This is a genomic window from Enterobacter sp. JBIWA008, from assembly GCF_019968765.1.
Classification (GTDB): domain Bacteria; phylum Pseudomonadota; class Gammaproteobacteria; order Enterobacterales; family Enterobacteriaceae; genus Enterobacter.
Genome location: NZ_CP074149.1, coordinates 1549398 through 1573811 on the forward strand (window position 1 = coordinate 1549398; position 24414 = coordinate 1573811).

28 protein-coding genes are annotated in these 24414 nt (G+C 56.7%); 15 read left to right on the forward strand and 13 right to left on the reverse strand.

Annotated features, from left to right (window positions below):
* Nucleotides 1-32: 32 nt before the first annotated feature.
* Both KGP24_RS07510 and KGP24_RS07515 read right to left on the reverse strand, forming a co-directional pair.
* Entirely contained in the window at nucleotides 33-845 is an 813-nt protein-coding gene (locus KGP24_RS07510; RefSeq protein WP_223562885.1) for a Cof-type HAD-IIB family hydrolase, read from the reverse strand.
* Nucleotides 835-2049 carry an MFS transporter gene (locus KGP24_RS07515; RefSeq protein ID WP_223562886.1) on the reverse strand — a complete coding sequence of 405 codons (1215 nt, stop codon included), beginning with the start codon at nucleotides 2047-2049 and terminating at the stop codon, nucleotides 835-837. The genes KGP24_RS07510 and KGP24_RS07515 overlap by 11 nt, the downstream gene beginning before the upstream one ends.
* A gap of 81 nt (nucleotides 2050-2130) precedes the next feature.
* Here KGP24_RS07515 and KGP24_RS07520 point away from each other — a divergent pair, with 81 nt between their 5' ends.
* Complete coding sequence (locus tag KGP24_RS07520; protein WP_223562887.1) at nucleotides 2131-2682, forward strand: TetR family transcriptional regulator; 552 nt, start codon at nucleotides 2131-2133, stop codon at nucleotides 2680-2682.
* 21 nt (nucleotides 2683-2703) lie between these two features.
* Here the strand turns inward: KGP24_RS07520 and arsC are convergent, their stop codons facing one another.
* The 4 genes from arsC to KGP24_RS07540 form a co-directional block, all read right to left on the reverse strand.
* On the reverse strand, nucleotides 2704-3135 hold the full coding sequence (gene arsC, locus KGP24_RS07525) for a glutaredoxin-dependent arsenate reductase (protein ID WP_223562888.1): 432 nt from the start codon (nucleotides 3133-3135) through the stop codon (nucleotides 2704-2706).
* 12 nt (nucleotides 3136-3147) lie between these two features.
* Entirely contained in the window at nucleotides 3148-4437 is a 1290-nt protein-coding gene (locus KGP24_RS07530; RefSeq protein ID WP_223562889.1) for an arsenic transporter, read from the reverse strand.
* A 40-nt stretch (nucleotides 4438-4477) separates the two neighbouring features.
* Nucleotides 4478-4798, reverse strand: a complete 321-nt coding sequence (locus KGP24_RS07535) for a metalloregulator ArsR/SmtB family transcription factor (RefSeq protein ID WP_045142923.1) — start codon at nucleotides 4796-4798, stop codon at nucleotides 4478-4480.
* A 254-nt stretch (nucleotides 4799-5052) separates the two neighbouring features.
* Nucleotides 5053-6738, reverse strand: coding sequence for an aspartate:alanine antiporter (locus KGP24_RS07540; RefSeq protein WP_029739442.1), 1686 nt, complete (start codon nucleotides 6736-6738; stop codon nucleotides 5053-5055).
* A gap of 273 nt (nucleotides 6739-7011) precedes the next feature.
* Here KGP24_RS07540 and KGP24_RS07545 point away from each other — a divergent pair, with 273 nt between their 5' ends.
* Nucleotides 7012-7386: an inner membrane protein YbjM gene (locus tag KGP24_RS07545; protein WP_223562890.1), complete on the forward strand. Its 375-nt coding sequence runs from the start codon at nucleotides 7012-7014 to the stop codon at nucleotides 7384-7386.
* Nucleotides 7387-7416: 30 nt separating this feature from the next.
* On the opposite strand, the gene KGP24_RS07550 is transcribed toward KGP24_RS07545, so the two are convergent.
* Nucleotides 7417-7686: a GrxA family glutaredoxin gene (locus KGP24_RS07550; RefSeq protein WP_006809455.1), complete on the reverse strand. Its 270-nt coding sequence runs from the start codon at nucleotides 7684-7686 to the stop codon at nucleotides 7417-7419.
* A gap of 184 nt (nucleotides 7687-7870) precedes the next feature.
* Here KGP24_RS07550 and nfsA point away from each other — a divergent pair, with 184 nt between their 5' ends.
* The 11 genes from nfsA (at nucleotide 7871) to KGP24_RS07605 (ending at nucleotide 18547) form a co-directional block, all read left to right on the forward strand.
* Nucleotides 7871-8593: a nitroreductase NfsA gene (gene nfsA / locus KGP24_RS07555; RefSeq protein ID WP_223562891.1), complete on the forward strand. Its 723-nt coding sequence runs from the start codon at nucleotides 7871-7873 to the stop codon at nucleotides 8591-8593.
* 69 nt (nucleotides 8594-8662) lie between these two features.
* The gene (rimK, locus tag KGP24_RS07560; RefSeq protein ID WP_213751029.1) at nucleotides 8663-9565 is read left to right on the forward strand and encodes a 30S ribosomal protein S6--L-glutamate ligase; all 903 of its coding nucleotides are present in this window, start codon (nucleotides 8663-8665) and stop codon (nucleotides 9563-9565) included.
* Nucleotides 9566-9628: 63 nt separating this feature from the next.
* Entirely contained in the window at nucleotides 9629-10105 is a 477-nt protein-coding gene (locus KGP24_RS07565) for a YbjN domain-containing protein (RefSeq protein WP_014169308.1), read from the forward strand.
* A 351-nt stretch (nucleotides 10106-10456) separates the two neighbouring features.
* On the forward strand, nucleotides 10457-11569 hold the full coding sequence (gene potF / locus KGP24_RS07570) for a spermidine/putrescine ABC transporter substrate-binding protein PotF (RefSeq protein ID WP_023335062.1): 1113 nt from the start codon (nucleotides 10457-10459) through the stop codon (nucleotides 11567-11569).
* A gap of 98 nt (nucleotides 11570-11667) precedes the next feature.
* Entirely contained in the window at nucleotides 11668-12801 is a 1134-nt protein-coding gene (gene potG / locus KGP24_RS07575; RefSeq protein ID WP_021240929.1) for a putrescine ABC transporter ATP-binding subunit PotG, read from the forward strand.
* Nucleotides 12802-12811: 10 nt separating this feature from the next.
* A complete protein-coding gene (gene potH, locus KGP24_RS07580) occupies nucleotides 12812-13765 on the forward strand; it encodes a putrescine ABC transporter permease PotH (protein ID WP_223562892.1) in 954 nt (317 codons plus the stop codon).
* Nucleotides 13762-14607 (forward strand): putrescine ABC transporter permease PotI, encoded by an 846-nt coding sequence (potI, locus tag KGP24_RS07585; RefSeq protein WP_223562893.1) that lies wholly within the window; start codon nucleotides 13762-13764, stop codon nucleotides 14605-14607. Before potH ends, potI begins: the two co-directional genes overlap by 4 nt.
* Nucleotides 14608-14672: 65 nt before the next feature.
* Complete coding sequence (locus tag KGP24_RS07590; RefSeq protein ID WP_223562894.1) at nucleotides 14673-15146, forward strand: YbjO family protein; 474 nt, start codon at nucleotides 14673-14675, stop codon at nucleotides 15144-15146.
* 40 nt (nucleotides 15147-15186) lie between these two features.
* Entirely contained in the window at nucleotides 15187-16314 is a 1128-nt protein-coding gene (rlmC, locus tag KGP24_RS07595; protein ID WP_223562895.1) for a 23S rRNA (uracil(747)-C(5))-methyltransferase RlmC, read from the forward strand.
* 72 nt (nucleotides 16315-16386) lie between these two features.
* A complete protein-coding gene (locus KGP24_RS07600) occupies nucleotides 16387-17094 on the forward strand; it encodes a response regulator transcription factor (protein WP_223562896.1) in 708 nt (235 codons plus the stop codon).
* Nucleotides 17078-18547, forward strand: coding sequence for an ATP-binding protein (locus KGP24_RS07605; RefSeq protein WP_223562897.1), 1470 nt, complete (start codon nucleotides 17078-17080; stop codon nucleotides 18545-18547). Before KGP24_RS07600 ends, KGP24_RS07605 begins: the two co-directional genes overlap by 17 nt.
* 80 nt (nucleotides 18548-18627) lie before the next feature.
* Here the strand turns inward: KGP24_RS07605 and artJ are convergent, their stop codons facing one another.
* From artJ to KGP24_RS07635, 6 genes are all read right to left on the reverse strand, one after another.
* Nucleotides 18628-19359 carry an arginine ABC transporter substrate-binding protein ArtJ gene (gene artJ / locus KGP24_RS07610; RefSeq protein WP_021240923.1) on the reverse strand — a complete coding sequence of 244 codons (732 nt, stop codon included), beginning with the start codon at nucleotides 19357-19359 and terminating at the stop codon, nucleotides 18628-18630.
* Nucleotides 19360-19532: 173 nt separating this feature from the next.
* On the reverse strand, nucleotides 19533-20201 hold the full coding sequence (artM, locus tag KGP24_RS07615; protein WP_029739452.1) for an arginine ABC transporter permease ArtM: 669 nt from the start codon (nucleotides 20199-20201) through the stop codon (nucleotides 19533-19535).
* Complete coding sequence (gene artQ / locus KGP24_RS07620) at nucleotides 20201-20917, reverse strand: arginine ABC transporter permease ArtQ (RefSeq protein WP_025756069.1); 717 nt, start codon at nucleotides 20915-20917, stop codon at nucleotides 20201-20203. The genes artM and artQ overlap by 1 nt, the downstream gene beginning before the upstream one ends.
* Before the next feature lie 6 nt (nucleotides 20918-20923).
* Entirely contained in the window at nucleotides 20924-21655 is a 732-nt protein-coding gene (gene artI, locus KGP24_RS07625) for an arginine ABC transporter substrate-binding protein ArtI (RefSeq protein WP_033145049.1), read from the reverse strand.
* 19 nt (nucleotides 21656-21674) lie between these two features.
* The gene (artP, locus tag KGP24_RS07630; RefSeq protein ID WP_023310942.1) at nucleotides 21675-22403 is read right to left on the reverse strand and encodes an arginine ABC transporter ATP-binding protein ArtP; all 729 of its coding nucleotides are present in this window, start codon (nucleotides 22401-22403) and stop codon (nucleotides 21675-21677) included.
* A gap of 226 nt (nucleotides 22404-22629) precedes the next feature.
* Complete coding sequence (locus KGP24_RS07635) at nucleotides 22630-23148, reverse strand: lipoprotein (protein WP_063144468.1); 519 nt, start codon at nucleotides 23146-23148, stop codon at nucleotides 22630-22632.
* A 97-nt stretch (nucleotides 23149-23245) separates the two neighbouring features.
* On the opposite strand from KGP24_RS07635, the gene KGP24_RS07640 reads away from it, so the two are divergent.
* The gene (locus tag KGP24_RS07640) at nucleotides 23246-23569 is read left to right on the forward strand and encodes a heavy metal-binding domain-containing protein (protein ID WP_023310944.1); all 324 of its coding nucleotides are present in this window, start codon (nucleotides 23246-23248) and stop codon (nucleotides 23567-23569) included.
* Nucleotides 23566-24396 carry an N-acetylmuramoyl-L-alanine amidase gene (locus tag KGP24_RS07645; RefSeq protein ID WP_223562898.1) on the forward strand — a complete coding sequence of 277 codons (831 nt, stop codon included), beginning with the start codon at nucleotides 23566-23568 and terminating at the stop codon, nucleotides 24394-24396. The genes KGP24_RS07640 and KGP24_RS07645 overlap by 4 nt, the downstream gene beginning before the upstream one ends.
* Nucleotides 24397-24414 lie beyond the last annotated feature (18 nt).

Below are 24414 nucleotides of genomic sequence, written 5' to 3' on the forward strand. Positions count from 1 at the left end.
GGGTTAGGGTGAGGGCACCAGACCGCACGCGGTCAATTAAACGGTGCTTCCCCGTTCAACACCTTCTCAATCACGTTTAAAACGCCTTCATCGTTATTATGCGGCGCTTCAAAACGCGCCGCCGCTTTTATATGCGGCCTGGCATTCGCCATCGCAAAGCTGAACCCGGACTGGCGCAGCATCTCCACGTCGTTGCCGCTGTCGCCGAAGGCCACCACTTCGCTATCGTCTATGCCCCAGCGCTTTTGCAGGATCCGCAGGCCGTTGGCTTTATGCACGCCGGGGATAATCAGGTCGATACTGCCGTGACCGGTGGTGACGGGCACCATGATGTCACTCAGCTTTTCATGCAGCAGCGCCTGAATACGCGGAATTTCATCATCAGAAACGTTAAGCCCGAACTTGAAGAAAATATCGTTCAGGTTGTCAAAATCACTGACCATTTCGAGACGGTGATAGTACTTTGCCGCGATATCCTTAAAGCCTTCGTCATAGCATTTCAGCGTGTACGCGCTGCTTTTCCCGCAGGCGATGATCTCAATGCCCGGAACGTCGTTTAACACGTTCGCGACGGTCGCGAAATGGGCTTTCGACAGTTCGCCGTTAAAGACATCTTCACCTTCGCTCACGACCCAGCCGCCGTTTTCGGCGACGAACGCAATTTCATGCGCAATCTCCGGGAAAAAGGAGATCAGCTGGTAGTACTGGTTGCCGCTGGCGACCACGAAGCGAATGCCTTGCTCCTTCATGCGGGCGTACTGCGCCAGAAAGCGCGGGCGATTATAGGTCTTGGCATCGCTCAGGAATGTGCCATCCATGTCGACGGCGATCAGTTTAACGCTCATATCCCTTCTCCAGTGTCGTGTGTTTCGTTTCCGGCTTTGCCACCGCGCGCGCCACCAGCGCGGCGATGATGACCAACCCTAATACCACCAGCATGGCACTGCGCAGCCCGTAGTGCTCGCCGAGGAAGCCGAGCAGCGGCGGCCCGACCAGGAAGGCGAGATAGCCCGTGGTTGCCACCACGCTGACGCGCGTCGGGGCATCCGGGCCGGTGTCGCTGGCGGCTGAAATGGTCAGCGGGAAGCCGAGCGACGCGCCCAGTCCCCAGAGGATCACCGAGACGCCGGCAATCCAGTCGACATCCACAAAAATGATCATCGCGATGCCCAGCCCGCCCAGCAGGGCGCTGGCGCGCACCACCGCCACGCGGCTATAGCGGTCGATAAACCAGCCGCCGGTGAAACGCCCGACCGTCATCCCCAGCGTAAACCCGGCGTAAATCAGCGAGCCGGAGGTCGGGCTAAAGCCGTGACCGTCCACCATCAGCAGCGGCAGCCAGTCGTTGGCGGAACCTTCGGCGAACGCCATCGCCAGCACAACCACGCCGATCAGCATCAGCTGGAAATCGCGGTAGAAGGGCAGCCCTTTTTCGGCCGAGTGCTGTTCGTCCGCGGAGTTCTTACCGGTGCCGTCCGGGATGGCCCGGATGCCGGTCAGGATCGGAATGATGCACACCAGCGCCGCCAGCAGGATATGCAGATTCGCGCTCACGCCAGTGGCCGTCAGCGCCATCCCCACGCCCGCACCGGCAAGCGTGCCGAGGCTGTAAAAGCCGTGCATCATCGGCAGCACGGTTTTGTTCATCTCACGTTCGACCGCTGCCCCTTCAACGTTTATTGCAACCTCTGCCGAACCGAAGCTTCCACCAAATACCGTCAGGCCCAGGGCGAAAAGCACCGGCGAAGCAAACCACAGCGCGGTGCTCAATATCCCCATCCCTAACACGGCAAAACACATGGTGGTGCGGATCACCGCCCGCGTGCCAAAGCGCTTCACCAGCCACGCGGAGCAGAGGATGCCGCTCATGGAGCCTATCGACAGGCCGAACAACACGATGCCCATCTCAGCGGTAGAAACGGACAAAATATCGCGAATGGCGGGCGTACGCGTGGCCCAGGAGGCCATCAGCAGGCCGGGAATAAAGAAGAACATAAACAGCGCCCACAGGCGGAGCTGCAGGGCTTTACGGGGAGAGGTCAGCGTCATTGGGGTAGCACCAGAAGTACAACAATAGCGACAACACTAGCAAGTATGTGTACATTTGTACACAAACCACGTGAGGAATTTATGAGCAGACCACCGAACGATCCGCATCGCCGGGAGAAGATCCTGCAGGCAACGCTTGATACCATTGCCGGGCACGGGATTCACGCCGTCACGCACCGTAAAATCGCCACCTGCGCGGGCGTGCCGCTGGGGTCGATGACCTACTATTTCGACGGTATGGAGCCGCTGCTGGAGGAGGCCTTCACGTGGTTTACCCGGCAGATGTCGCAGCAGTACCGGGATTTCTTCGCCGGCGTCACCGGGCCGGAAATGGCGTGCGAATCCATCACCACGCTGATTCACAGCTCGCAGGTGACGACCCCGCACAACATGGCGCTGATGTATCAGCTCTACGCCTTTATGCACCGCAGCGCGGCGCTCAAAACGGTGATGCAGGACTGGATGAAGATGAGCCAGACCACGCTGGAGCAGTGGTTCGACCCGGTCACCACCCGCGCGCTGGACGGGTTTATCGAAGGGATGACGCTGCACTACGTGACCGACCGGACGCCGTTAACCCGCGAAGAGATCCGGGCGATGGTGGGGAGAATTGCGGGCGAGGGGAACCCTTAGGTATTACTCGCCCTGTCACTTTTACCTGTGTTCGATTTTTTTCCCGCTGGCGTCAACGACGGCTTCGCCATCCTCTTTCGTAAACGCCCCTTTCTGCGCGTCCGGCAGGATGTCGAGGACAACTTCAGATGGGCGGCACAGGCGGGTGCCCAGCGGCGTCACCACGATCGGACGGTTAATCAGGATCGGGTGTTGCAGCATAAAATCGATAAGCTGGTCGTCGGTGAAGTTATCGTCGGCAAGGCCCAGCTGTTCATAGGGCTCCACGTTTTTACGCAGCAGGTCTCGCACTGAAATGCCCATATCGGCAATCAGAGTGGTCAGCTCATCGCGCGACGGCGGAGTTTCCAGATAGAGGATAATTTCTGGCTCCGTGCCGCTGTTGCGGATCATCTCCAGCGTGTTGCGCGACGTGCCGCAGGCGGGGTTGTGATAGATAGTGATGTGGCTCATATCAGTGGCTCATTACAGTGTGAAGGAGAGACGTAGCGCCAGCGCGGCGAGCGTCACAAACAGGACCGGCAGCGTCATAATGATGCCCGTCCGGAAATAGTAGCCCCAGGTAATCGTCATGTTTTTCTGCGCCAGCACGTGGAGCCAGAGCAGGGTGGCGAGGCTGCCGATAGGGGTGATTTTTGGCCCCAAATCGCAGCCAATCACGTTGGCGTAAATCATCGCGTCCTTGATCAAGCCTGTCGCCGTACTGCTCTCAATGGAGAGCGCGCCAATCAGTACCGTGGGCATATTGTTCATTATGGATGACAGAAACGCGGTGATGAACCCGGTTCCCAGCGTGGTGATCCACAGCCCGTGTCCGGCCAGGCTATCCAGTACGCCTGAGAGATATTCCGTCAGCCCTGCATTGCGCAGGCCATACACTACCAGATACATCCCCAGCGAGAAGATAACGATCTGCCACGGTGCGCCGCGCAGCACTTTTCCGGTGTTTATCGCATGTCCGCGTTTTGCAACGGCAAACAAAATCAGCGCGCCGACGGCCGCAATGGCGCTGACCGGAATGCCGAGAGGTTCAAGCACGAAGAAACCGACGAGCAGAAGGAGCAGGACGATCCAGCCCGTTCTGAACGTCGGGAGATCGTGAATGGCCCGAGCGGGCTCGCGGAGTTTTGCCAGGTCATATTTCGGGGGAATTTCCTTGCGGAAGAAGAGATGGAGCATCACCAGCGTTGCGGCAATCGCGGCGATATCAACCGGGATCATTACCGAAGCGTATTCGCTGAACCCCAGCTTAAAGAAGTCTGCCGACACAATGTTGACCAGGTTAGACACAATCAGCGGCAGGCTGGCGGTATCGGCGATAAAACCTGCTGCCATCACAAACGCCAGCGTGGCCTGCTTGCTGAACCCCAACGCCAGCAGCATGGCGATAACTATAGGCGTCAGGATCAGCGCCGCGCCGTCATTGGCAAACAGCGCCGACACGGCTGCACCCAGCAGCACGATATACGTAAATAGCAATCGCCCGCGGCCATTTCCCCAGCGGGCAACGTGCAGCGCCGCCCACTCAAAAAAGCCGGACTCATCCAGCAGAAGGCTGATGATGATAACGGCGATAAACGTCGCCGTGGCGTTCCAGACGATATTCCACACGACCGGAATATCGTTAATGTGAATTACGCCGCTAATCAGCGCGAGCACGGCGCCGATGGTGGCGCTCCAGCCAATACTCAGTCCTTTGGGCTGCCAGATGACCAGTACCAGCGTAAACAGAAAAATTGCCCCTGCCAGAAACATTTGTTACTCCGATATATCTGTTTTTGTGAATGTGTTGTTATCAGCACGAGCCTGAAAGTCGGTTTTTAAGCTTCATGCGCGTCTCTTCCCGCAGGCAGTTCCAGCTGTTGTCGATAACAGTTGCCGCCCATGCAGGCATGTTTGGAGAGAGACGGTAATGGACCCATTTGCCCTCGCGACGATCGATAACCAGCCCGGACTCGCGCAGCAAGGCCATGTGGCGTGAGACTTTCGGTTGCGACTCGGTGGTGGCGGAGCAGAGATCGCAGACGCACAATTCTCCGGCTTCACGGAGCAGCATGACGATGGCGAGCCGCGTTTCGTCGGAGAGGGTTTTGAAGAGCTGGAGCGGGTGGAGCATGTGGATTCCTGCTAGTCGATTAAATCACATATGCTTAATCATATATGTTTTGACGGCGAGCGAGAAGAAAAGATTAGAGAAAGGTGAATTTAAGGCAACAAAAAACCCATCAACCTTGAACCAAAACGGCGGGGTTGATGGGCTCCACAAATTGGGGACATCAAAGAAAAGCAGTGGCACTAGTTATGACTGCCCCCTGATTAAAAAGTTCTGCGCTTAACGAAAATATTTTTCACCACGCGCAAACTTAAGAGTTATCCGAGTCCAGGCCAGATGATGACGATCAGCGTACCCGCCAGCGTCAGCAGCACGTTAGCAATAGCATAGGTTCCCGCATACCCCAGCGCCGGAATGTTGCTTCGCGCGGTGTCGCTGATAATCTCCATAGCCGGCGCACAGGTACGCGCCCCCATCATGGCCCCGAAGAGCAGGGCGCGGTTCATGCGCAGCACGTAGGCGCCGAAAAGGAAGCAGATAACGACCGGCACCAGGCTGACGATAAGTCCGGAAACCAGCATCTGCCAGCCGACGGCACCAAGGCTGTGTCCGATACCGCTACCGGCGCTTAAGCCGACGCCCGCCATGAAGACCATCAGACCGAACTCTTTCACCATGTTCAGGGCGCCCTGCGGAATGTAACCGAAGGTCGGGTGGTTCGCTCGCAGGAAGCCCAGCATGATCCCGGCAAACAGCAGCCCGGCGGCGTTACCGATGCCGAAGCTAAAGTTGCTGAACTGGAAGGTGATCATCCCGATCATCAGGCCAACAATAAAGAAGGCGCAGAAGGCCAGCAGGTCGGTGACCTGGCTGTGAATGGAGATAAAACCGATGCGGTCGGCAACGGTTTTCACGCGTCGGGCGTCGCCGCTGACCTGAAGAACGTCACCTTTGTTGAGCACGACGTTATCGTCGATAGGCATCTCAATCTGGCTGCGGATCACGCGGTTGAGGAAGCAGCCGTGGTCGGTCAGCTTCAGCTGCGCCAGACGGCGGCCTACGGCGTTATGGTTTTTGACCACGATCTCTTCGGTGACGATACGCATGTCGAGCAGGTCGCGGTCGAACACCTCTTTGCCGTTACGGAAGCTTGGATCGAGACGGGCGTGGGCATCCGGATAACCCACCAGCGCGATGTCGTCGCCCATCTGCAGCACCGCGTCGCCGTCCGGGTTCGCCAGAATGCCGTTGCGTCGAATGCGCTCGATATAGCAGCCCGTCTGGCGGTAAATCCCCAGCTCGCGCAGATTTTTGCCGTCTGCCCATGCCACCAGCTCTGGCCCGACGCGATACGCGCGGATCACCGGGAGATAGACTTTACGTTTGGAATCGGTATCGAGACCGCGCTCGCGTGCGATTTGCTGGGCGCTGGTCTGCAGATCCTGGTGCTGAAGTTTTGGTAGGTAACGCGCGCCAACGATAAGGCTCACCAGACCAATCAGATAGGTCAGGGCATAGCCCAGGCTCAGGTGGTCGAGGGCGGTGGAGAGCTGCGCGCCGGCCATGCCGGAATGGCGCAGGGTATCACCGGCACCCACGAGCACGGGGGTGGAGGTCATGGAGCCTGCCAGCATACCGGCCGTTAACCCGATATCCCAGCCAAACAGTTTACCCAGCCCTAACGCGATCAGCAGCGCGCTGCCGACCATGACCAGCGCCAGCATCAGATAATTTTTGCCGTCGCGGAAGAAAATTGAAAAAAAGTTCGGTCCCGCTTCCACGCCAACACAAAAAATAAACAGCATAAAACCTAAGTTGAGCGCGTCCGTGTTAATGCTGAAGTGCTGCTGGCCTAATAATAAGGAGACGACTAAAACGCCAATGGAATTACCAAGTTGAACTGAACCCAGGCGCAATTTACCCAGGCAAAGCCCCAGCGCCAGTACCACAAATAATAACAGGATGTAATTCCCATTTAACAAGTCTGCGACGTTTATATTCACGGAGGCTAACTTCTTGTTTACCAGTAAGTTGTTGAATGAAAGGACTATTTGGGCTACTGTTTTCTGGGTCAGGGAAAGGCGTTAACGCTCCCTGTTTCCTGCTTTATTCCCTAAAACATTAGCTGGCCGATAGTTTAATCGTATTAGCTACTGACAGCTACCTATTATCGCATCACCCTGTACGTACTTTGGCAAGGATTGCCGTATTGCTTTATCTGACTGGGCGTCTACCCGACGAAGGTGTATTTGATAGAGAGAAGTCAGGAGGATAATTTGAACATTAAACGAAACTGGGCGGGGGTGTTCAGCTGCTTTTTGCTGTTCACGGTCGTATGCATGTCGCTTGCTTTTAATGTGAAAGGGGCATTCAGGGCGGCGGGTCATCCGGAGCTGGGGCTGCTCTTTTTTACGCTGCCGGGGGCTGCTGCCAGTTTTCTCTCCCGTAAAGGGGAGGTGGTGAAGCCGCTGCTGGGCGCTATGCTGGCCGCGCCGCTCTGTTTGCTGCTGATGCGCTTGCTCTATATATCAACGCGGAGTTTCTGGCAGGAACTGGCATGGCTGATGAGCGCCGTATTCTGGTGCGCCCTTGGCGCGCTCTGCTACTTATTTGTGCACAGTCTGCTTCAACACCGACGGCACCACAAATAAAAACGCCCTCTCTGTGAGGGCGTCCTTTCATTACTGGGCAGCAAACAGGCCCAGATGCTCTTTGGCGTAAGCTTCAAAGTCAGTGCAGCCGCCAATGTGCTTCTGATCGAGGAAGATCTGCGGCACGGTTTCAACCGGCTTGCCGACGGTTTTTTCGAGATCCGCTTTCGTGATGCCTTCCGCGTGGATATCCACGTAACGGAAGTTGAAGTCATCGCGCTCTTCTGTCAGTTTCTCAGCCAGCTCTTTCGCGCGTACACAGTATGGGCACCCTGGACGACCAAAAATTACTGCAAACATTTCTCTCTCCTCAAAAAACAAGCCTGACGGCGAATAGGACATATAGTGCCCGATAACCTGCCGCCATTAAAGAAGGTTTCGCCTGTCGCTTCGATACAGTCAGGCTATGTTTCGCCAATTACACCGCGCAAAACATTGCCTATACTGGCTGGCATAAGGTTTAAGCAAGAGAAAGAGAGACAAGATGACACCAACGATTGACCTGCTCCGTTCCCACCGTTCCATTCGCCACTTCACCGATGAGCCGATTACCGAGGCGCAGCGCGAAGCGATTATTAATAGCGCAAGGGCGACCTCCAGCTCCAGCTTCCTGCAGTGCAGCTCGATTATCCGCATCACCGACCCGGCCATGCGTGAACAGCTGGTCACGCTGACCGGTGGGCAGAAGCATGTGGCCCAGGCGGCGGAGTTCTGGGTGTTCTGCGCCGACTTTAACCGCCACCTGCAGATCTGCCCCGAGGCCGAGCTGGGGCTGGCCGAACAGCTTCTGCTGGGCGTGGTGGATACCGCTCTGATGGCGCAAAACGCCTTCACGGCGGCGGAATCGCTGGGGTTAGGCGGTGTCTATATCGGCGGCCTGCGTAATAACATCGAAAGCGTGACCGAGCTACTGAAGCTGCCAAAACATGTACTGCCGCTGTTCGGCCTGTGCCTCGGATGGCCTGCGGATAACCCGGATCTGAAGCCGCGCATTCCTGCCGCTATGCTGGTGCACGAAAATCACTACCAGCCGGTCGATCAGGACGTCCTGAATCAATATGATGAAGAACTGGCGAACTACTACATGACGCGCGGTAGCAATAATCGTCGTGATACCTGGAGTGACCATATTCGTCGCACCATCATTAAAGAAAATCGCCCGTTTATTCTTGATTACCTCCACAAACAGGGGTGGGCGACGCGATAGTCCATTCCTCCTGCGCCAGCCTGCGTATATGATATGCAGGCTTTTTCCATGTCTTCAGAGAGGTGCAGGGTGAAAATTGCCATATTGTCCCGGGATGGAACGCTCTATTCATGTAAGCGCCTGCGAGAAGCGGCGGCGAAACGCGGGCATCAGGTTGAGATCCTCGACCCGATGTCCTGCTATATGAACATCGATCCGGCCGCCTCGTCGATTCACTACAAAGGCCGCAAGCTGCCGCACTTTGATGCGGTGATCCCCCGCATCGGCTCCCAGATAACCTATTACGGCACCGCCGCGCTGCGCCAGTTCGAGATGCTGGGCAGCTATCCGCTCAACGAATCCGTCGCCATTTCACGCGCCCGCGACAAGCTGCGCTCGCTGCAGCTCCTCGCCCGTCAGGGGATCGATCTTCCCGTCACGGGGATTGCCCATTCACCGGACGACACCAGCGATCTCATCGACATGGTGGGCGGTGCGCCTTTGGTGATTAAGCTGGTGGAAGGCACGCAGGGCATTGGCGTAGTGCTGGCGGAAACGCGTCAGGCGGCGGAGAGCGTGATTGACGCTTTTCGGGGACTGAATGCGCATATTCTGGTGCAGGAGTACATTGAAGAGGCGAAAGGACGCGACATCCGCTGCTTCGTGGTCGGCAATGAAGTGGTGGCGGCCATCGAGCGCCAGGCCAAAGAGGGCGACTTCCGCTCTAACCTTCACCGCGGCGGCATTGCCAGAATCGCCGATATCAGCGACCGGGAGCGGGAAATTGCCGTCAAAGCGGCGCAAACGCTGGGGCTGGACGTGGCGGGCGTAGACCTGCTGCGGGCGACGCGCGGGCCGCTGGTCATGGAAGTGAACGCCTCGCCGGGGCTGGAAGGCGTGGAAAAAACCACAGGTGTCGATATTGCGGGTAAAATGATCGCATGGATCGAGCGTCATGCCACGCCGGGTTACTGTCTGAAAACGGGCGGTTAAATGGTATTGAACGCACTTTTTGCGTAATCTAAGCGAAGTTTTTATTTAAGAGGCTGCACAGCGATGGATTTACAGGTCGTACCTACACTGGATACGTTACGTCAATGGCTTGACGATGCCGGAATTACGTTCTTCGAATGTGATTCCTGCCAGGCGCTGCATCTGCCTCATATGCAGAATTTCGACGGCATTTTCGATGCCAAAATCGATCTCATTAACGACGTGATTCTTTTCTCTGCGCTGGCTGAAGTTAAGCCGTCTGCGCTGCTGGCGCTGGCCTCCGACCTGTCAGCGATTAACGCCAGTTCTTTGACGGTGAAAGCATTTCTCGACATACAGGATGATAATCTGCCAAAACTGGTCGTTTGCCAGTCTTTATTCTCCGGTGCCGGGCTGTCGTTCAAGCAGTTTTCCTGGTTTATGCGCTTGAGCGAAGAGCAAATTTCGATGGTCATGATGGAAGCTAATGCACACCACCTGCTGTATAGCGCGGAAGATGATGCAGAGAATAATGATGCATCTCCCAATTTTCTTCACTAAGCCTGTCTGACTTTTGCGCAGTCGCTGCCATAGCGGCTGCAGAAGGCCATTTTTTCTGCTGCTTTTAACCTTTCTTTAAAGAATTTTTCACCTCCCTGAAGGCCGTTTCGGCTTATCACGTAGACTTAACCTGCATAAAAAATTGATAAAAGGCGTTTTTTCGTCTGGGCTATAGCCGCAGACACGGGCTACAGTTATTCTTGCGATGCTTCAAAAAGCGAGCGGAAGCTGCCGGGTAAAGAGGTTTCTTTTTATTTTGAGCAGAGCGACAAACTATGCATGGTTTTTGCATATATCCAGATTGCACAGTTTTAGTTCGTTTGTTAACGAGCTTTCAGAAGGAATAACACTATGATCGCCTTGAATAAAAAATGGTTATCGGGTCTGGTTGCGGGTGCTCTGATGGCCGTCTCTGCCGGCACGCTCGCTGCGGAACAAAAAACGCTGCACGTTTACAACTGGTCTGACTATATTGCGCCGGACACGGTGGCGAATTTTGAAAAAGAGACCGGGATTAAAGTGGTCTACGACGTTTTTGATTCCAACGAAGTGCTGGAAGGAAAACTGATGGCGGGTAGCACCGGGTTTGACCTCGTGGTGCCTTCTGCAAGTTTCCTTGAGCGTCAGCTGACGGCAGGCGTCTTCCAGCCGCTGGATAAGAGCAAGTTACCGAACTGGAAAAATCTCGATCCAGAAGTGCTGAAGCTGGTGGCCAAGCATGACCCGGACAACAAATACGCCATGCCTTACCTGTGGGCGACTACCGGTATCGGCTACAACGTTGATAAAGTCAAAGCGGTGCTGGGCCCGGACGTCAAGCTGGACAGCTGGGACGTGGTGTTGAAGCCGGAAAATCTTGAGAAGCTGAAAAGCTGCGGCGTCTCATTCCTCGATGCGCCGGAAGAGATTTTCGCCACCGTGCTGAACTACCTGGGCAAAGACCCGAACAGCAGTAAAGCCGATGATTACACCGGCCCGGCGACCGATCTGCTGCTGAAGCTGCGTCCAAACATTCGTTACTTCCACTCGTCTCAGTACATTAATGACCTGGCGAACGGCGACATCTGCGTCGCGATCGGCTGGGCAGGGGACGTATGGCAGGCGGCTAACCGCGCGAAAGAGGCGAAAAACGGCGTGAACGTCTCTTACTTCATTCCGAAAGAGGGGGCGTTGGCCTTCTTTGACGTCTTCGCGATGCCGGCTGATGCAAAAAACAAAGACGAAGCGTATCAGTTCCTCAACTATCTGATGCGCCCTGAGGTGATCGCCCACATCAGCGACCACGTTTACTACGCGAACGGTAATAAGGCCTCCGTGCCGCTGGTAAGCGAAGAAATCCGCAATAACCCGGCTATCTACCCGCCAGCGGATGTGTTCGCCAAGCTCTTCACCCTGAAAGTTCAGGATCCAAAAATTGACCGTGTGCGTACCCGCGCGTGGACCAAGGTGAAAAGCGGTAAATAACCCTTTGTCGTAGGCCGGGCAAGCGAAGCGCCCCCGGCAACAGGTGCACCGTTCTGGTGCGCCTGCACCATGATTTGATTTCTGCCGGAGAACACCCCGTGAATGACGCCATCCCCCGCCCGCAGGCAAAAGTCCGTAAAGCGCTGACCCCGCTTCTTGAAATTCGTAACCTCACCAAATCTTTCGATGGCCAGCATGCCGTGGACGACGTCAGCCTGACTATCTATAAAGGCGAAATTTTTGCCCTTCTGGGGGCTTCTGGCTGCGGCAAATCGACCCTGCTGCGCATGCTGGCCGGTTTTGAACAGCCCACTGCCGGGCAGATAGTGCTCGATGGCGTGGATCTCTCCAGCGTGCCGCCGTATCAGCGGCCGATTAACATGATGTTCCAGTCCTACGCGCTGTTTCCGCACATGACGGTGGAGCAGAATATCGCCTTCGGCCTGAAGCAGGACAAGCTGCCAAAAGCCGAAATTACCGCGCGCGTGGCCGAAATGCTGAGCCTGGTGCACATGCAGGAGTTCGCGAAGCGTAAACCACACCAGCTCTCTGGCGGCCAGCGCCAGCGCGTGGCCCTGGCCCGCAGTCTGGCAAAACGTCCGAAACTTTTGCTGCTCGACGAACCGATGGGCGCCCTGGATAAAAAACTGCGCGACCGTATGCAGCTGGAAGTTGTCGATATTCTCGAGCGCGTGGGGGTGACCTGCGTGATGGTCACACACGACCAGGAAGAGGCGATGACCATGGCCGGACGTATCGCGATCATGAACCGCGGGAAGTTCGTGCAGATTGGCGAGCCGGAAGAGATTTATGAGCATCCGACCACCCGCTACAGCGCGGAGTTCATCGGCTCGGTTAACGTCTTCGAAGGGCTGCTGAAAGATCGTCAGGAAGATGGCCTGGTCATCGAATCGCCGGGGCTGCAGCATCCGCTTAAGGTCGATCCGGATAACTCCGTGGTGGATAACGTGCCGGTCTACGTCGCGCTGCGCCCGGAGAAGATCATGCTCTGTGAAGACCCGCCTGCCGATGGCTATAACTTTGCCGTGGGCGAAGTGGTGCACATTGCCTATCTGGGCGATCTGTCCATCTACCACGTGCGCCTGAAAAGCGGGCAGATGCTCAGCGCGCAGCTACAGAACGAACATCGCTATCGCAAAGGCCAGCCAACATGGGGCGACGAAGTGCGCCTGTGCTGGGATGCTGACAGTTGCGTTGTGCTGACGGTATAAGGAGCGGCAAATGAGTGCACTTGAACCTCCAGCCCGCGTAGAAAAGCCGGGCGGCTTTGCCCACTGGCTGACGCGCATGCAGATGAAACACGGCCGCAAGCTGGTGATCGCCATGCCATACGTGTGGCTGATCCTGCTGTTCCTGCTGCCGTTCCTGATTGTTTTCAAGATAAGCCTGGCGGAAATGGCGCGGGCGATCCCGCCCTATACCAACCTGCTGGACTGGGCTGACGGGCAGCTGACGCTGACGCTGAATCTCGGCAACTTCCTCCAGCTCACCGACGACCCGCTCTATTTCGAAGCGTATTTGCAGTCGCTGCAGGTGGCGGCGATCTCGACGCTTTGCTGCCTGGTGATGGGCTACCCGCTCGCGTGGGCGGTGGCGCACAGCAAACCGTCGACGCGTAACATCCTGCTGCTGCTGGTGATCCTGCCGTCGTGGACCTCGTTCCTGATCCGCGTTTACGCCTGGATGGGGATCCTGAAAAACAACGGCGTGCTGAACAACTTTCTGATGTGGTTAGGCGTTATCGATCAGCCGCTGACGATCCTGCACACCAACCTCGCGGTCTATATCGGCATTGTGTACGCCTATCTGCCGTTTATGGTGCTACCGATCTACACGGCGCTGACGCGTATCGATTACTCGCTGGTGGAAGCGTCGCTCGATCTCGGCGCCCGTCCGTTAAAAACCTTCTTCAGCGTCATTGTCCCGCTGACCAAAGGTGGGATTATCGCCGGGTCAATGCTGGTCTTTATCCCGGCGGTGGGGGAGTTTGTGATCCCGGAACTGCTCGGCGGGCCGGACAGCATCATGATTGGCCGCGTGCTGTGGCAGGAGTTCTTCAATAACCGCGACTGGCCGGTGGCGTCGGCGGTGGCGATTGTCATGTTGCTGCTGCTGATCGTCCCGATCATGTGGTTCCACAAGCATCAGCAGAAACAGATGGGAGATCACGGATGAACAACTTACCGGTAGTGCGCTCCCCGTGGCGAATTGCGATCCTCGTTATCGGTTTTACCTTCCTGTATGCGCCGATGCTGATGCTGGTGATTTACTCGTTCAACAGCTCCAAACTGGTGACGGTCTGGGCGGGTTGGTCGACGCGCTGGTACAGCGAGCTGTTCCACGATGATGCGATGATGAGCGCGGTGGGGCTGAGCCTGACCATTGCGGCCCTGGCGGCCACGATGGCCTGTGTTCTGGGTACCATCGCCGCGCTGGTGATGGTGCGCTTCGGACGTTTTCGCGGTTCGAACGGGTTCGCCTTTATGATCACCGCGCCGCTGGTCATGCCGGACGTGATCACCGGTCTCGCGCTGCTGCTGCTGTTCGTGGCCCTGGCGCATGCCATCGGCTGGCCGGCGGACCGCGGCATGCTCACCATCTGGCTGGCGCACGTCACCTTCTGTACGGCCTACGTAGCGGTGGTGATCTCCTCGCGCATGCGCGAGCTGGATCGCTCGATTGAAGAGGCGGCGATGGATCTTGGCGCGACGCCGCTGAAGGTCTTTTTCATCATCACTCTGCCGATGATTATGCCAGCGGTAATCTCCGGCTGGCTGCTGGCGTTTACGCTGTCGCTGGACGATCTGGTTATCGCCAGCTTTGTCTCCGGCCCGGGGGCGACGACCCTGCCGATGCTGGTCTTCTCCAGCGTGCGCATGGGGGTTAACCCGGAGATTAACGCCCTGGCCTCTATCATCCTCGGCGTGGTCGGAATTGTCGGATTTATCGCCTGGTATTTGATGGCGCGCGCGGAAAAGCAGCGCGTGCGCGATATCCAGCGTGCAAGACGCGGCTGAAGGATTTAAAATTTCCAGTGATGTGCCGCGCATGACGCGGCACTGTTTTTCAGGGAAGTAAAACATTGGGATTATTAAAAAAATCACGTACTACGCACGCGCGTCCTAACGTACCTGCACTGGTTCAGGTGGCGGCACTCGCCATTATTATGATCCGCTGCCTCGATGTGCTGATGATTCTGAACACCCTGGGCGTGCGCGGCATCGGTGAATTCATTCACCGCAGCGTGCAGACGTGGAATCTGACGCTGGTCTTTTTGAGCAGCCTGGTGCTGGTGTTTATCGAGATCTACTGCGCATTTTCGCTGATCAAAGGGCGCAACTGGGCGCGCTGGGTCTATCTGCTGACGCAAATTACCGCCGCAAGCTATCTGTGGGCCGCCTCGCTGGGATACGGCTACCCGGAGCTGTTCAGCATTGCCGGTGAATCCAAACGCGAGATCCTGCGCGCGCTGTTTATGCAAAAACTCCCGGACATGCTGGTTCTGTCCCTGCTTTTTATCCCCGCCTCCAGTCGGCGGTTCTTCCGCCTGCAATAATGTGTATAATCGCAGCCCTCGTGATTCTTAAGGTTTTCATATGCAGTGCGCACTCTATGACGCCGGACGCTGCCGCTCCTGTCAGTGGATAGAACAGCCGGTCTCTCAACAACTCACCGCCAAAATGGCCGACCTGCAACAGCTGCTGGCAGCTCACGCGGTGGGCGAGTGGTGCGCACCCGTCAGCGGTCCGGAGCAGGGCTTTCGTAATAAAGCCAAAATGGTGGTCAGCGGCAGCGTTGAAAAACCGCTGCTGGGAATGTTGAACCGTGACGGCACGCCGGAAGACTTAACCGACTGCCCGCTGTATCCCACCTCGTTTGAGCCCGTCTTTGCCGCACTGAAACCGTTTATTGCGCGTGCAGGGTTAACGCCTTACAACGTCGCCCGCAGGCGCGGCGAGCTGAAATACCTTCTGCTGACCGAAAGCCAACTCGACGGGGGCATGATGCTGCGCTTCGTGCTGCGCTCGGAAGCCAAGCTGGAGCAGCTGCGCGCGGCGCTGCCGTGGCTGCAGGAACAGCTGCCGCAGCTGAAGGTCATTACGGCAAACGTTCAGCCGGTGCATATGGCGATCATGGAAGGGGAGAAAGAGATTTTCTTCACCGACCAGCACGCGCTGGCCGAAAGCTTCAACGGCGTGCCGCTGTGGATCCGCCCGCAAAGCTTCTTCCAGACTAACCCGACCGTGGCAAGCAGCCTGTACGCCACCGCCCGCGACTGGGTACGTGCGTTAAACATCCAGCATATGTGGGATCTCTTCTGCGGCGTGGGCGGCTTTGGCCTGCACTGCGCCACGCCCGGGATGCAGCTTACCGGAATTGAGATCTCTGCCGAAGCGATTGCCTGCGCGAAACAATCCGCTGCCGAGCTGGGCCTGACGAATCTGCGCTTCCAGGCGCTCGACTCCACGCAGTTCGCCACCGGCCAGGGCAACGTGCCGGAGCTGGTGCTGGTCAACCCGCCGCGCCGCGGCATCGGGAATGTGCTGTGCGACTACCTGAGCCAGATGGCGCCGGAGTACATCATCTATTCCAGCTGCAACGCGCAGACCATGGCGAAAGACATCGCTCAACTACCGGGCTACCGCGTTGAACGCGTTCAGCTTTTCGATATGTTTCCGCACACCGCCCATTATGAAGTGCTGACGTTGCTCGTAAAATCTTAAACAAAATGTGAACTCTTCATCCCGGCGAAATCAGGTAAGCTTACGTCATAAGACATGAATAAAGGTTTACCCATGAAGCAGATCCTGCTGGTGGAAGACGACCACGATATCGCGGCGCTTCTGCGACTCAATTTAGAAGACGAAGGCTACTCCATCGCCCACGAGCCCGACGGGGGCAAGGCCTTACTGCGTCTTGAAAAACAGCCGTGGGATGCGGTGATCCTCGACCTGATGCTGCCCAGCGTTGACGGTCTGGAGATTTGCCGCCGAATCCGTCAGATGACGCGCTACCTGCCGGTGATCATCATCAGCGCCCGCAGCAGCGAAACCGACCGCATCACCGGGCTGGAAACCGGCGCCGATGATTATCTGGCTAAGCCGTTTTCGGTGCAGGAGTTAATTGCGCGCATCAAAGCGCTGTTCCGCCGCCAGCAGGCGATGGGGCAGGCGCAAACCGACGGTCAAATTCAGGCCCACGGTCTGACCATCGATCCGCTGGCGCGCAGCGTGCTGCTTCATGGCCAGGTGGTGGATCTCACTCCGCGCGAATTTGAGCTGCTGTACTTTTTTGCCCGTCATCCTGGCGAGGTCTTTTCTCGTCTGGCGCTGCTGGAGCAGGTCTGGGGCTATCAGCACGAAGGCTATGAGCACACGGTTAACACCCATATCAACCGCCTGCGCATCAAGGTTGAGAAGGACGCCGCCGAGCCGGAGATTATTCGCACCGTCTGGGGCAAGGGCTATAAATTTGCGGAGCCAAATCATGATGCGCCGCTTTAGCCTGAGCCAGCGCCTGACGCTGCTGTTTATCCTGCTGATGATGCTCTGCGCCACCGTCGCCTGCGCGGTACAGCTCTACACCAGTACGCAGTACGGTAACGCGATGGTGCAGCGGCTGTCGGGCGGGCTGGCGCAGCAGATCGTTCAGCGCGAACCGATTCTGGACGCGCAGGGCAGGGTCGACCGAACGGCACTCAAGCCGCTGTTCGATCGGCTAATGACCTTTAATCCGAGCGTTGAGCTGTACGTTGTCTCCCCGGACGGCGATATCCTGGCCGATGCCGCACCGCCGGGCCACATTCAGCGGCAAAAAATCGACCTGGCACCGGTTCAGACCTTCCTGAGCGGTACCGCCATACCGGTCCTGGGCGACGATCCTCGCAGTCAAAATAAAAAGGTCTTTAGCGCCACGCCGCTGCGGCAGGATGGCGAGCTAAAAGGCTATCTGTACATTATCTTGCAGGGCGAGGAGTCAAACGCCCTGGCGGAGATGGCCTGGCACAAGGCGCTGTGGAGCACGGTGCTGTGGTCATTGCTGTGGGTCGCGCTGTTTGGCCTGTTGGCAGGTTTGCTGGTCTGGTACTGGGTCACGCGCCCGGTAAAAGAGCTGACGGTGGAGGTCGGCGGGCTGGAGCAGGACAGTATAAGCGCTATCAGGCAGCTGGCCGCTCAGCCGTCGGACGCGGCGGCAAAGGATGAAGTGGCGATCCTGCGCAACAGTTTTATCGAGCTGGCGCGCAAAATCACCCGCCAGTGGGACCAGCTGGCCGACAGCGATCGTCAGCGCCGGGAGTTTATAGCCAACATCTCGCACGACTTGCGCACGCCGCTGACCTCACTGCTGGGCTATCTGGAAACCCTGTCGCTAAAATCCGCCACGCTGACGCCGCAGGAGCATCAGCATTATCTCACCACCGCGCTGCGCCAGGGGCAAAAAGTCCGCCATCTTTCGCAGCAGCTGTTCGAGTTGGCGCGCCTTGAGCACGGCGGCATTAAGCCGCAGCGCGAGCGTTTCGCGATGGGGGAGTTGATTTCCGACGTGGCGCAGAAGTTTGAGCTCACCGCCCGCACGCGTGAAGTGAATCTGCATATTGACGTCCCGGGACCGCTGCCGCTGGTGAATGCCGATGTGTCGATGATCGAACGCGTGGTAACCAACCTGCTCGATAACGCGATGCGCCATACGCCAGGCGGCGGGGAAATTCGTCTGGCGGTCTGGCAGGAGAATGAACAGCTTCAGGTCGAAGTGGCTGACAGCGGAACGGGCGTCGATGCCGCGCTGCGCGACGATCTGTTCCAGCGGCCCTCGGCGTTGAATACCCAGGCATCGCGGGAGAATCGCGGCGGGTTGGGGCTGTTAATCGTGAAAAGAATGCTGGAGCTGCACGGCGGTGGGATCAGGCTGATGGAGTCGGCGAGCGGGGCAAGATTCAGGTTTTTCGTGCCGTTGTGAGAAATTGCCGGGTGGCGGCTTCGCCTTACCCGGCCTACAGACTACCACCCCCGTAGGCCGAGCCACCCGGCAAAAAAATCTTACTGCGGGAACCACTGCTCGCTGATTTTCTGATACGTACCATCAGCTTTAATCGCTTTCAGCGCGCCGTTCAGTTTTTCCAGCAGGGCTTTGTTATCCGGACGTACCGCGATGCCAAGGCCTGTACCAAAGTACTGTGGATCGGTCACTTTTTCCGTTGCGGTGCCCAGCTGCGGGTTGGTTTTCAGCCACTCGTTCACCACGGCGGTATCGCCGAATACGCCATCGATACGGCCATTTTTCAGGTCGATAATCGCATTCTGGTAGCTGTCATAGGCCACGGTTTTCACTTCAGGATGTTTGTCCTGGAGATATTTCTGGTGCGTGGTGCCGTTTTCCATTCCGATACGTTTGCCTTTCAGCTGATCGAAGGAGGTATAAGCGCCTTTCTTCGCAATCACCACCGCCGAGTTGGCGTAGTACGGGTCGGTAAACGCGACCTGCTTGCTGCGCTCCGGCGTGATGTCCATCCCGGAGATCACCGCGTCGTATTTTTTGAACTTCAGCGATGGGATCAGGCTGTCAAAAGCATGGTTAGTAAAGGTGCAGTCGGCCTGCATTTGTTTGCACAGCGCTTTTGCCAGATCGATATCGAAACCGACGATCTGGTTGCTGGCATCCAGTGATTCAAACGGCGGATAGGTGGCGGATACGCCAAAATTGATTTTATCAGCTGCGGATGCGCCAGCGGCGAAGGTGGCGAGTAATGCGGCCAGAACTAACTTTTTCATTGTAATGCTCCCGTCTGTCTTATTTATGCGCCGTGTCTGCGGCATGGATGTACAATGCCAGTTAATGAATTTATATTCAATAAAAATGATTAAATATTATTTTTGTTGCAAAAAAAAGCGGATAACCCATCAGGTTACCCGCTCCATTAATAACGTTTTATGCATTTGCGTGATTAATTTCTGCGCTCAAACGCCAGCGCTCTACGCTCGATCAGGCGCATCATCAGCGTTAGCAGGCCGTTAACCACCAGGTACACCACGCCCGCCGCGCCGAACACCATCACGTCATAGGTGCGCCCGTACAGCAGCTGTCCGTGACCCATCACCTCCATCAGGGTGATGGTGTAGGCCAGAGAGGTACTCTTGAACACCAGCACCACTTCGTTGGAGTAAGAGGAGAGCGCGCGCTTAAAGGCGTACGGCAGCAGGATCGCCAGCGTGTCTTTCTTGCTCATGCCCAGCGCCCCGCAGGACTGCCACTGTCCTTCAGGAATGGCGCGGATCGCCCCGTAGAACAGCTGGGTGGTATAGGCCGCACTGTTGAGCGAAAGGGCAATCAGGGCACACAGCCACGGTTCAGAGAGCAGATGCCAGATAACCGGATACTCCTGCAGCGACGGGAACTGGCCCGGGCCGTAGTAAATCAGGAAGATCTGCACCAGCAGCGGCGTACCGGTAAACAGGGTGATGTAGCCACGCACGATCCACACCAGCACCGGCGTTTTCAGCGTCAGGATGATGGTGAAGATAAGGGCCAGAATCAGCGCCACGATAATGGACGCCACGGTCAGCGTCAGGCTGGTGTGCAGCCCTTTCATCAACTCGGGGAAATATTCAAGCATCAGCCTGGTCTCCGTTCAAAGCGCGTCGCACGCAGGTCAATACGCTTGAGGATGTACTGACTGAGCAACGTGATCACCAGGTAGATAGCCGCCGCCACAATGTACCAGGTAAAGGGCTCCTGGGTACGGGTGGCGATGCTTTTGGTTTGCAGCATCAAATCGTTAACGCTTATCAGGCTCACCAGCGCGGTATCTTTCAGCAGTACCAGCCACTGGTTGCCGAGGCCCGGCAGGGCATGGCGCCACATCTGCGGCATGACCAGACGGAAGAAGATGGCTGATTTCGACAGGCCTAACGCCTGACCTGACTCCCATTGACCCTGCGGCACGGCTTTCAGCGCACCGCGCAGGGTTTGCGACGCGTACGCAGAGTAGAGCAGGGAGAGGGCGATCACGCCGCACAGGAACGGGCTGACGTCGAAGTTTTCAATCTGCATCTGCACCGGGATCTGCGCAAAGCCAAGATTGAGGGTGAAGCCGTCAGACAGCGTGAGCAGCAGCTGCGAAGAGCCGAAATAGATAAACAGGACCACCAGAATTTCCGGTAGCCCACGCAGCACGGTGACCAGCGCGGAGCCTGTCCAGGCGACGGGGAACCATTTTGCAGATTCCCACACCGCAAAGAACATCGCCAGCACGAGGCCGATAATCAGCGCGCAAACGGCAAGGCCGACGGTCATCCCGGCGGCGCTTGCTAAAGGAAAAATTTCATTCATCAGGAATTACTTCTGGAACCATTTTTTGTAGATGGTTTCGTAGGTGCCGTCTTTCTTCACTTTTTCCAGCGCAGCGTTGAATTTCTGCTGCAGCTCAGTGTTGCCCTGACGAACGGCAATCCCCAGACCGGTACCGAAGTAATCCTTATCGGTCACTTTGTCGCCCACAGGCGCCAGCTTGTCGTTGGCTTTCAGCCACTCGGTCACCACCGCGGTATCACCAAATACGCCGTCGATACGGCCATTCTGCAGATCCAGCTTCGCGTTCTGGTAGCTGTCATACGGAACGGTGGTGATTTCCGGATGTTTATCCATGATGAATTTCTGGTGCGTGGTGCCGTTCTGCACGCCGACTTTTTTGCCTTTCAGCTGATCGACAGAGGTGAATTTACCTTTCTGACCAATGAACAGAGCGGAGTTGTCATAGTAAGGCGTAGAGAACAGGACCTGCTTCTCACGCTCCGGGGTGATGTCCATACCGGCCATCACGGCGTCGATACGGCGGAACTTCAGGCTTGGGATCAGGCTGTCGAACGCCTGGTTGCTGAAGGTACAGGTCGCGTCGATCTCTTTACACAGGGCGTTTGCCAGGTCCACGTCGAAGCCAACAATTTTGTTGTTTGCATCAATGGACTCAAACGGAGGGTAAGAGGCTTCCGTGGCGAAACGAATGGTCTGGGCTGCGGTAGCGGAAAGGGTAACGCCAGCAAGCAGCACGGCAAGTAATACTTTTTTCATTATATTTCCCCTGACACAATCAATGAGATAAATAGTTTTTGAAGGCATCGGTTTGCGGGTTCGCGAAGCAGCTCGCATCACCTTGCTCAACGATATACCCGTTTTCCATGTAGACCACACGGCTGGCGGTTTTACGCGCCACTTCCACTTCGTGGGTGACGATAACCTGAGTAATATTGGTTTCCGCCAGCTCGCGAATGATGCTGACGATCTGGGCGGTGATTTCCGGATCCAGCGCTGCGGTCGGTTCATCAAACAGCAGCACCGCAGGCTCCATCATCAGCGCGCGGGCAATGGCCACGCGCTGCTGCTGACCGCCGGAAAGGTGCAGCGGATAGCGGTCGCTGTAGGGCTTAAGACGCAGACGATCCAGCAGCTTTTCGGCGCGTGCAATAGCCTGATCCTTGCTTAACCCCAGCACGCGGCACGGCGCTTCAATCAGGTTTTGCAGGACGGTCAGATGCGGCCAGAGATTGTATTGCTGGAAGACCATGCCGACGTTTTGACGCAGTTCGCGAATCGCTTTATCAGACGGCGTTTTCGCGAAATCAAAATGGTTACCGGCAATCGCCAGCGTACCTGAGCGGGGCATTTCAAGCAGATTAAGGACACGCAGAAGGGAGCTTTTGCCTGCACCGCTTGGGCCAAGCAAAACCAGCGTTTCGCCTTCCGGGCAGTTCAGCGTGATGTCAAACAGCGCCTGGTGTGCGCCGTAGAAGCAGTTAATGCCGTTTAGTTTAATACTCATCGGGGCAGTCTTTACTCATCCAGGCAATCTATAGCAATTGAGGCCGCAGATAGTACCGTTGACAGAATAGTTATGCAATATTTATGCGTTAAAAGTTAAATATAACCCGTGTTTCCTCTTAAACATAGCACAAAATAGCGAACGGTAAGGTCGGCGAGTATAAATGTCGGCATTCCGCATGAAATGCCGCACATTTTACGGGGGTTACCAGGTTGTATCGACGGGTTTAGCGATTCTCAATCGACTGGCGCAGCGTGCCTGCCGGGGCATGAACGCTGCCGCCAACGTAGCGCACGTCGTCTACCGCCCAGCACTGACCTTCGCGGATCATCAGCACTTCATCCTGCCAGGTTTGGGTTCCCTGCGTCAGCTTCACGCGCAGCGGAATATTGCGGGCATCGGTATTGGGGATGGTTGACGCGCTGGCTACTTCGGCGCTGTCTGGCAGCGTGGCGCGGCTGGAGAACGGATCGGATTTCAGCAGAGCGTTATGCTGTGGATCGCGGGTGGCGTCGTTAAGCAATTTTGCCAGGCCGTCACTCAGATACGGGCGCAGGCCGGTGAGATCGTTGCTGCGGTGCTGAATGCGATAATCATAGAACTGCTGCGCCACGGTGTCCGGGCCGCCCTCAATGCAGGGGCCGCTGCGGGTACCGATATCCTTAAAGGCTGGCGTGACCGTGGTGGTACAGGCGCTGAGCACCAGCGCGCAGGGCACGAAAAGTGTTAAAGCAGAATAGCGCATGTTGATTTCCTTATTTATTAACTATCCTTTCAATCATAGCGTAACGAACCGATAATGCTGTGCCTAAGGCATTGAACGCTAAAGAAGGAGAGAAACCATGCAGTTTTCAACAACGCCAACCCTGGAAGGGCAGACAATAACCGAGTATTGCGGTGTGGTTACCGGTGAAGCGATTCTCGGCGCCAATATCTTCCGCGACTTTTTTGCCGGTATCCGCGATATCGTTGGCGGCCGCTCGGGCGCATACGAAAAAGAGCTGCGTAAAGCGCGCGAAATTGCCTTTAAAGAGCTTGGCGAGCAGGCGGAAGCTCTCGGCGCTGATGCGGTTGTGGGGATTGATATCGACTACGAAACAGTCGGAAAAGATGCCAGCATGCTGATGGTGAGCGTAAGCGGTACGGCGGTGAAAACGCTGCGATGACGCGTTCGTTTGCCACGCTCCTGCTGGCGCTGCTGCTGGCAGGATGCGTCACGGAAAAAGGGATTATCGACAAAGGCGCCTACGAGCTGGATACGCGTCATCAGGCGCAGGCGGCTTACCCGCGCATCAAGGTGCTGGTGATCCATTACACCGCGGATGACTTTGACAGCTCGCTGGCCACGCTGACGGATAAGAACGTCAGTTCTCACTATTTGATCCCGGCTAAACCCCCTGCACCAGACGGTAAACCGCGCATCTGGCAGCTGGTGCCCGAGAGCGAACTGGCCTGGCATGCGGGCATCAGCTTCTGGCGCGGCACCAACCGGATTAATGATACGTCGGTCGGCATTGAGCTGGAGAACCGTGGCTGGCAAAAAACGTCGGGCGTTAAGCACTTTACGCCGTTTGAGCCTGCGCAAATTGCGGCGCTGGTGCCGCTCGCCAAAGACATTATTACCCGCTACAACATCAGACCTGAAAATGTGGTAGCCCATTCGGACATCGCTCCGCAGCGCAAAGACGATCCCGGCCCGCTGTTCCCGTGGCGTGAGCTGGCGCTGCAGGGGATTGGCGCCTGGCCCGATGCCGGGCGCGTTGCGTTCTATATAAACGGGCGACCGCCTTATCAGCCGGTGGACACCGCAGCGCTGCTGGATTTACTCGCACGTTATGGTTATGAGGTGCCCGACAGCAGCACGCCTGCCCAGCAGAAGCGCATCATCATGGTGTTCCAGATGCACTTCAGGCCGCAGCTGTGGAACGGCGTCGCTGATGTGGAAACAATGGCTATTGCTGAAGCACTCTTAGAGAAATACGGGCAGGGGTAATTCTTTGGATATCCCTCC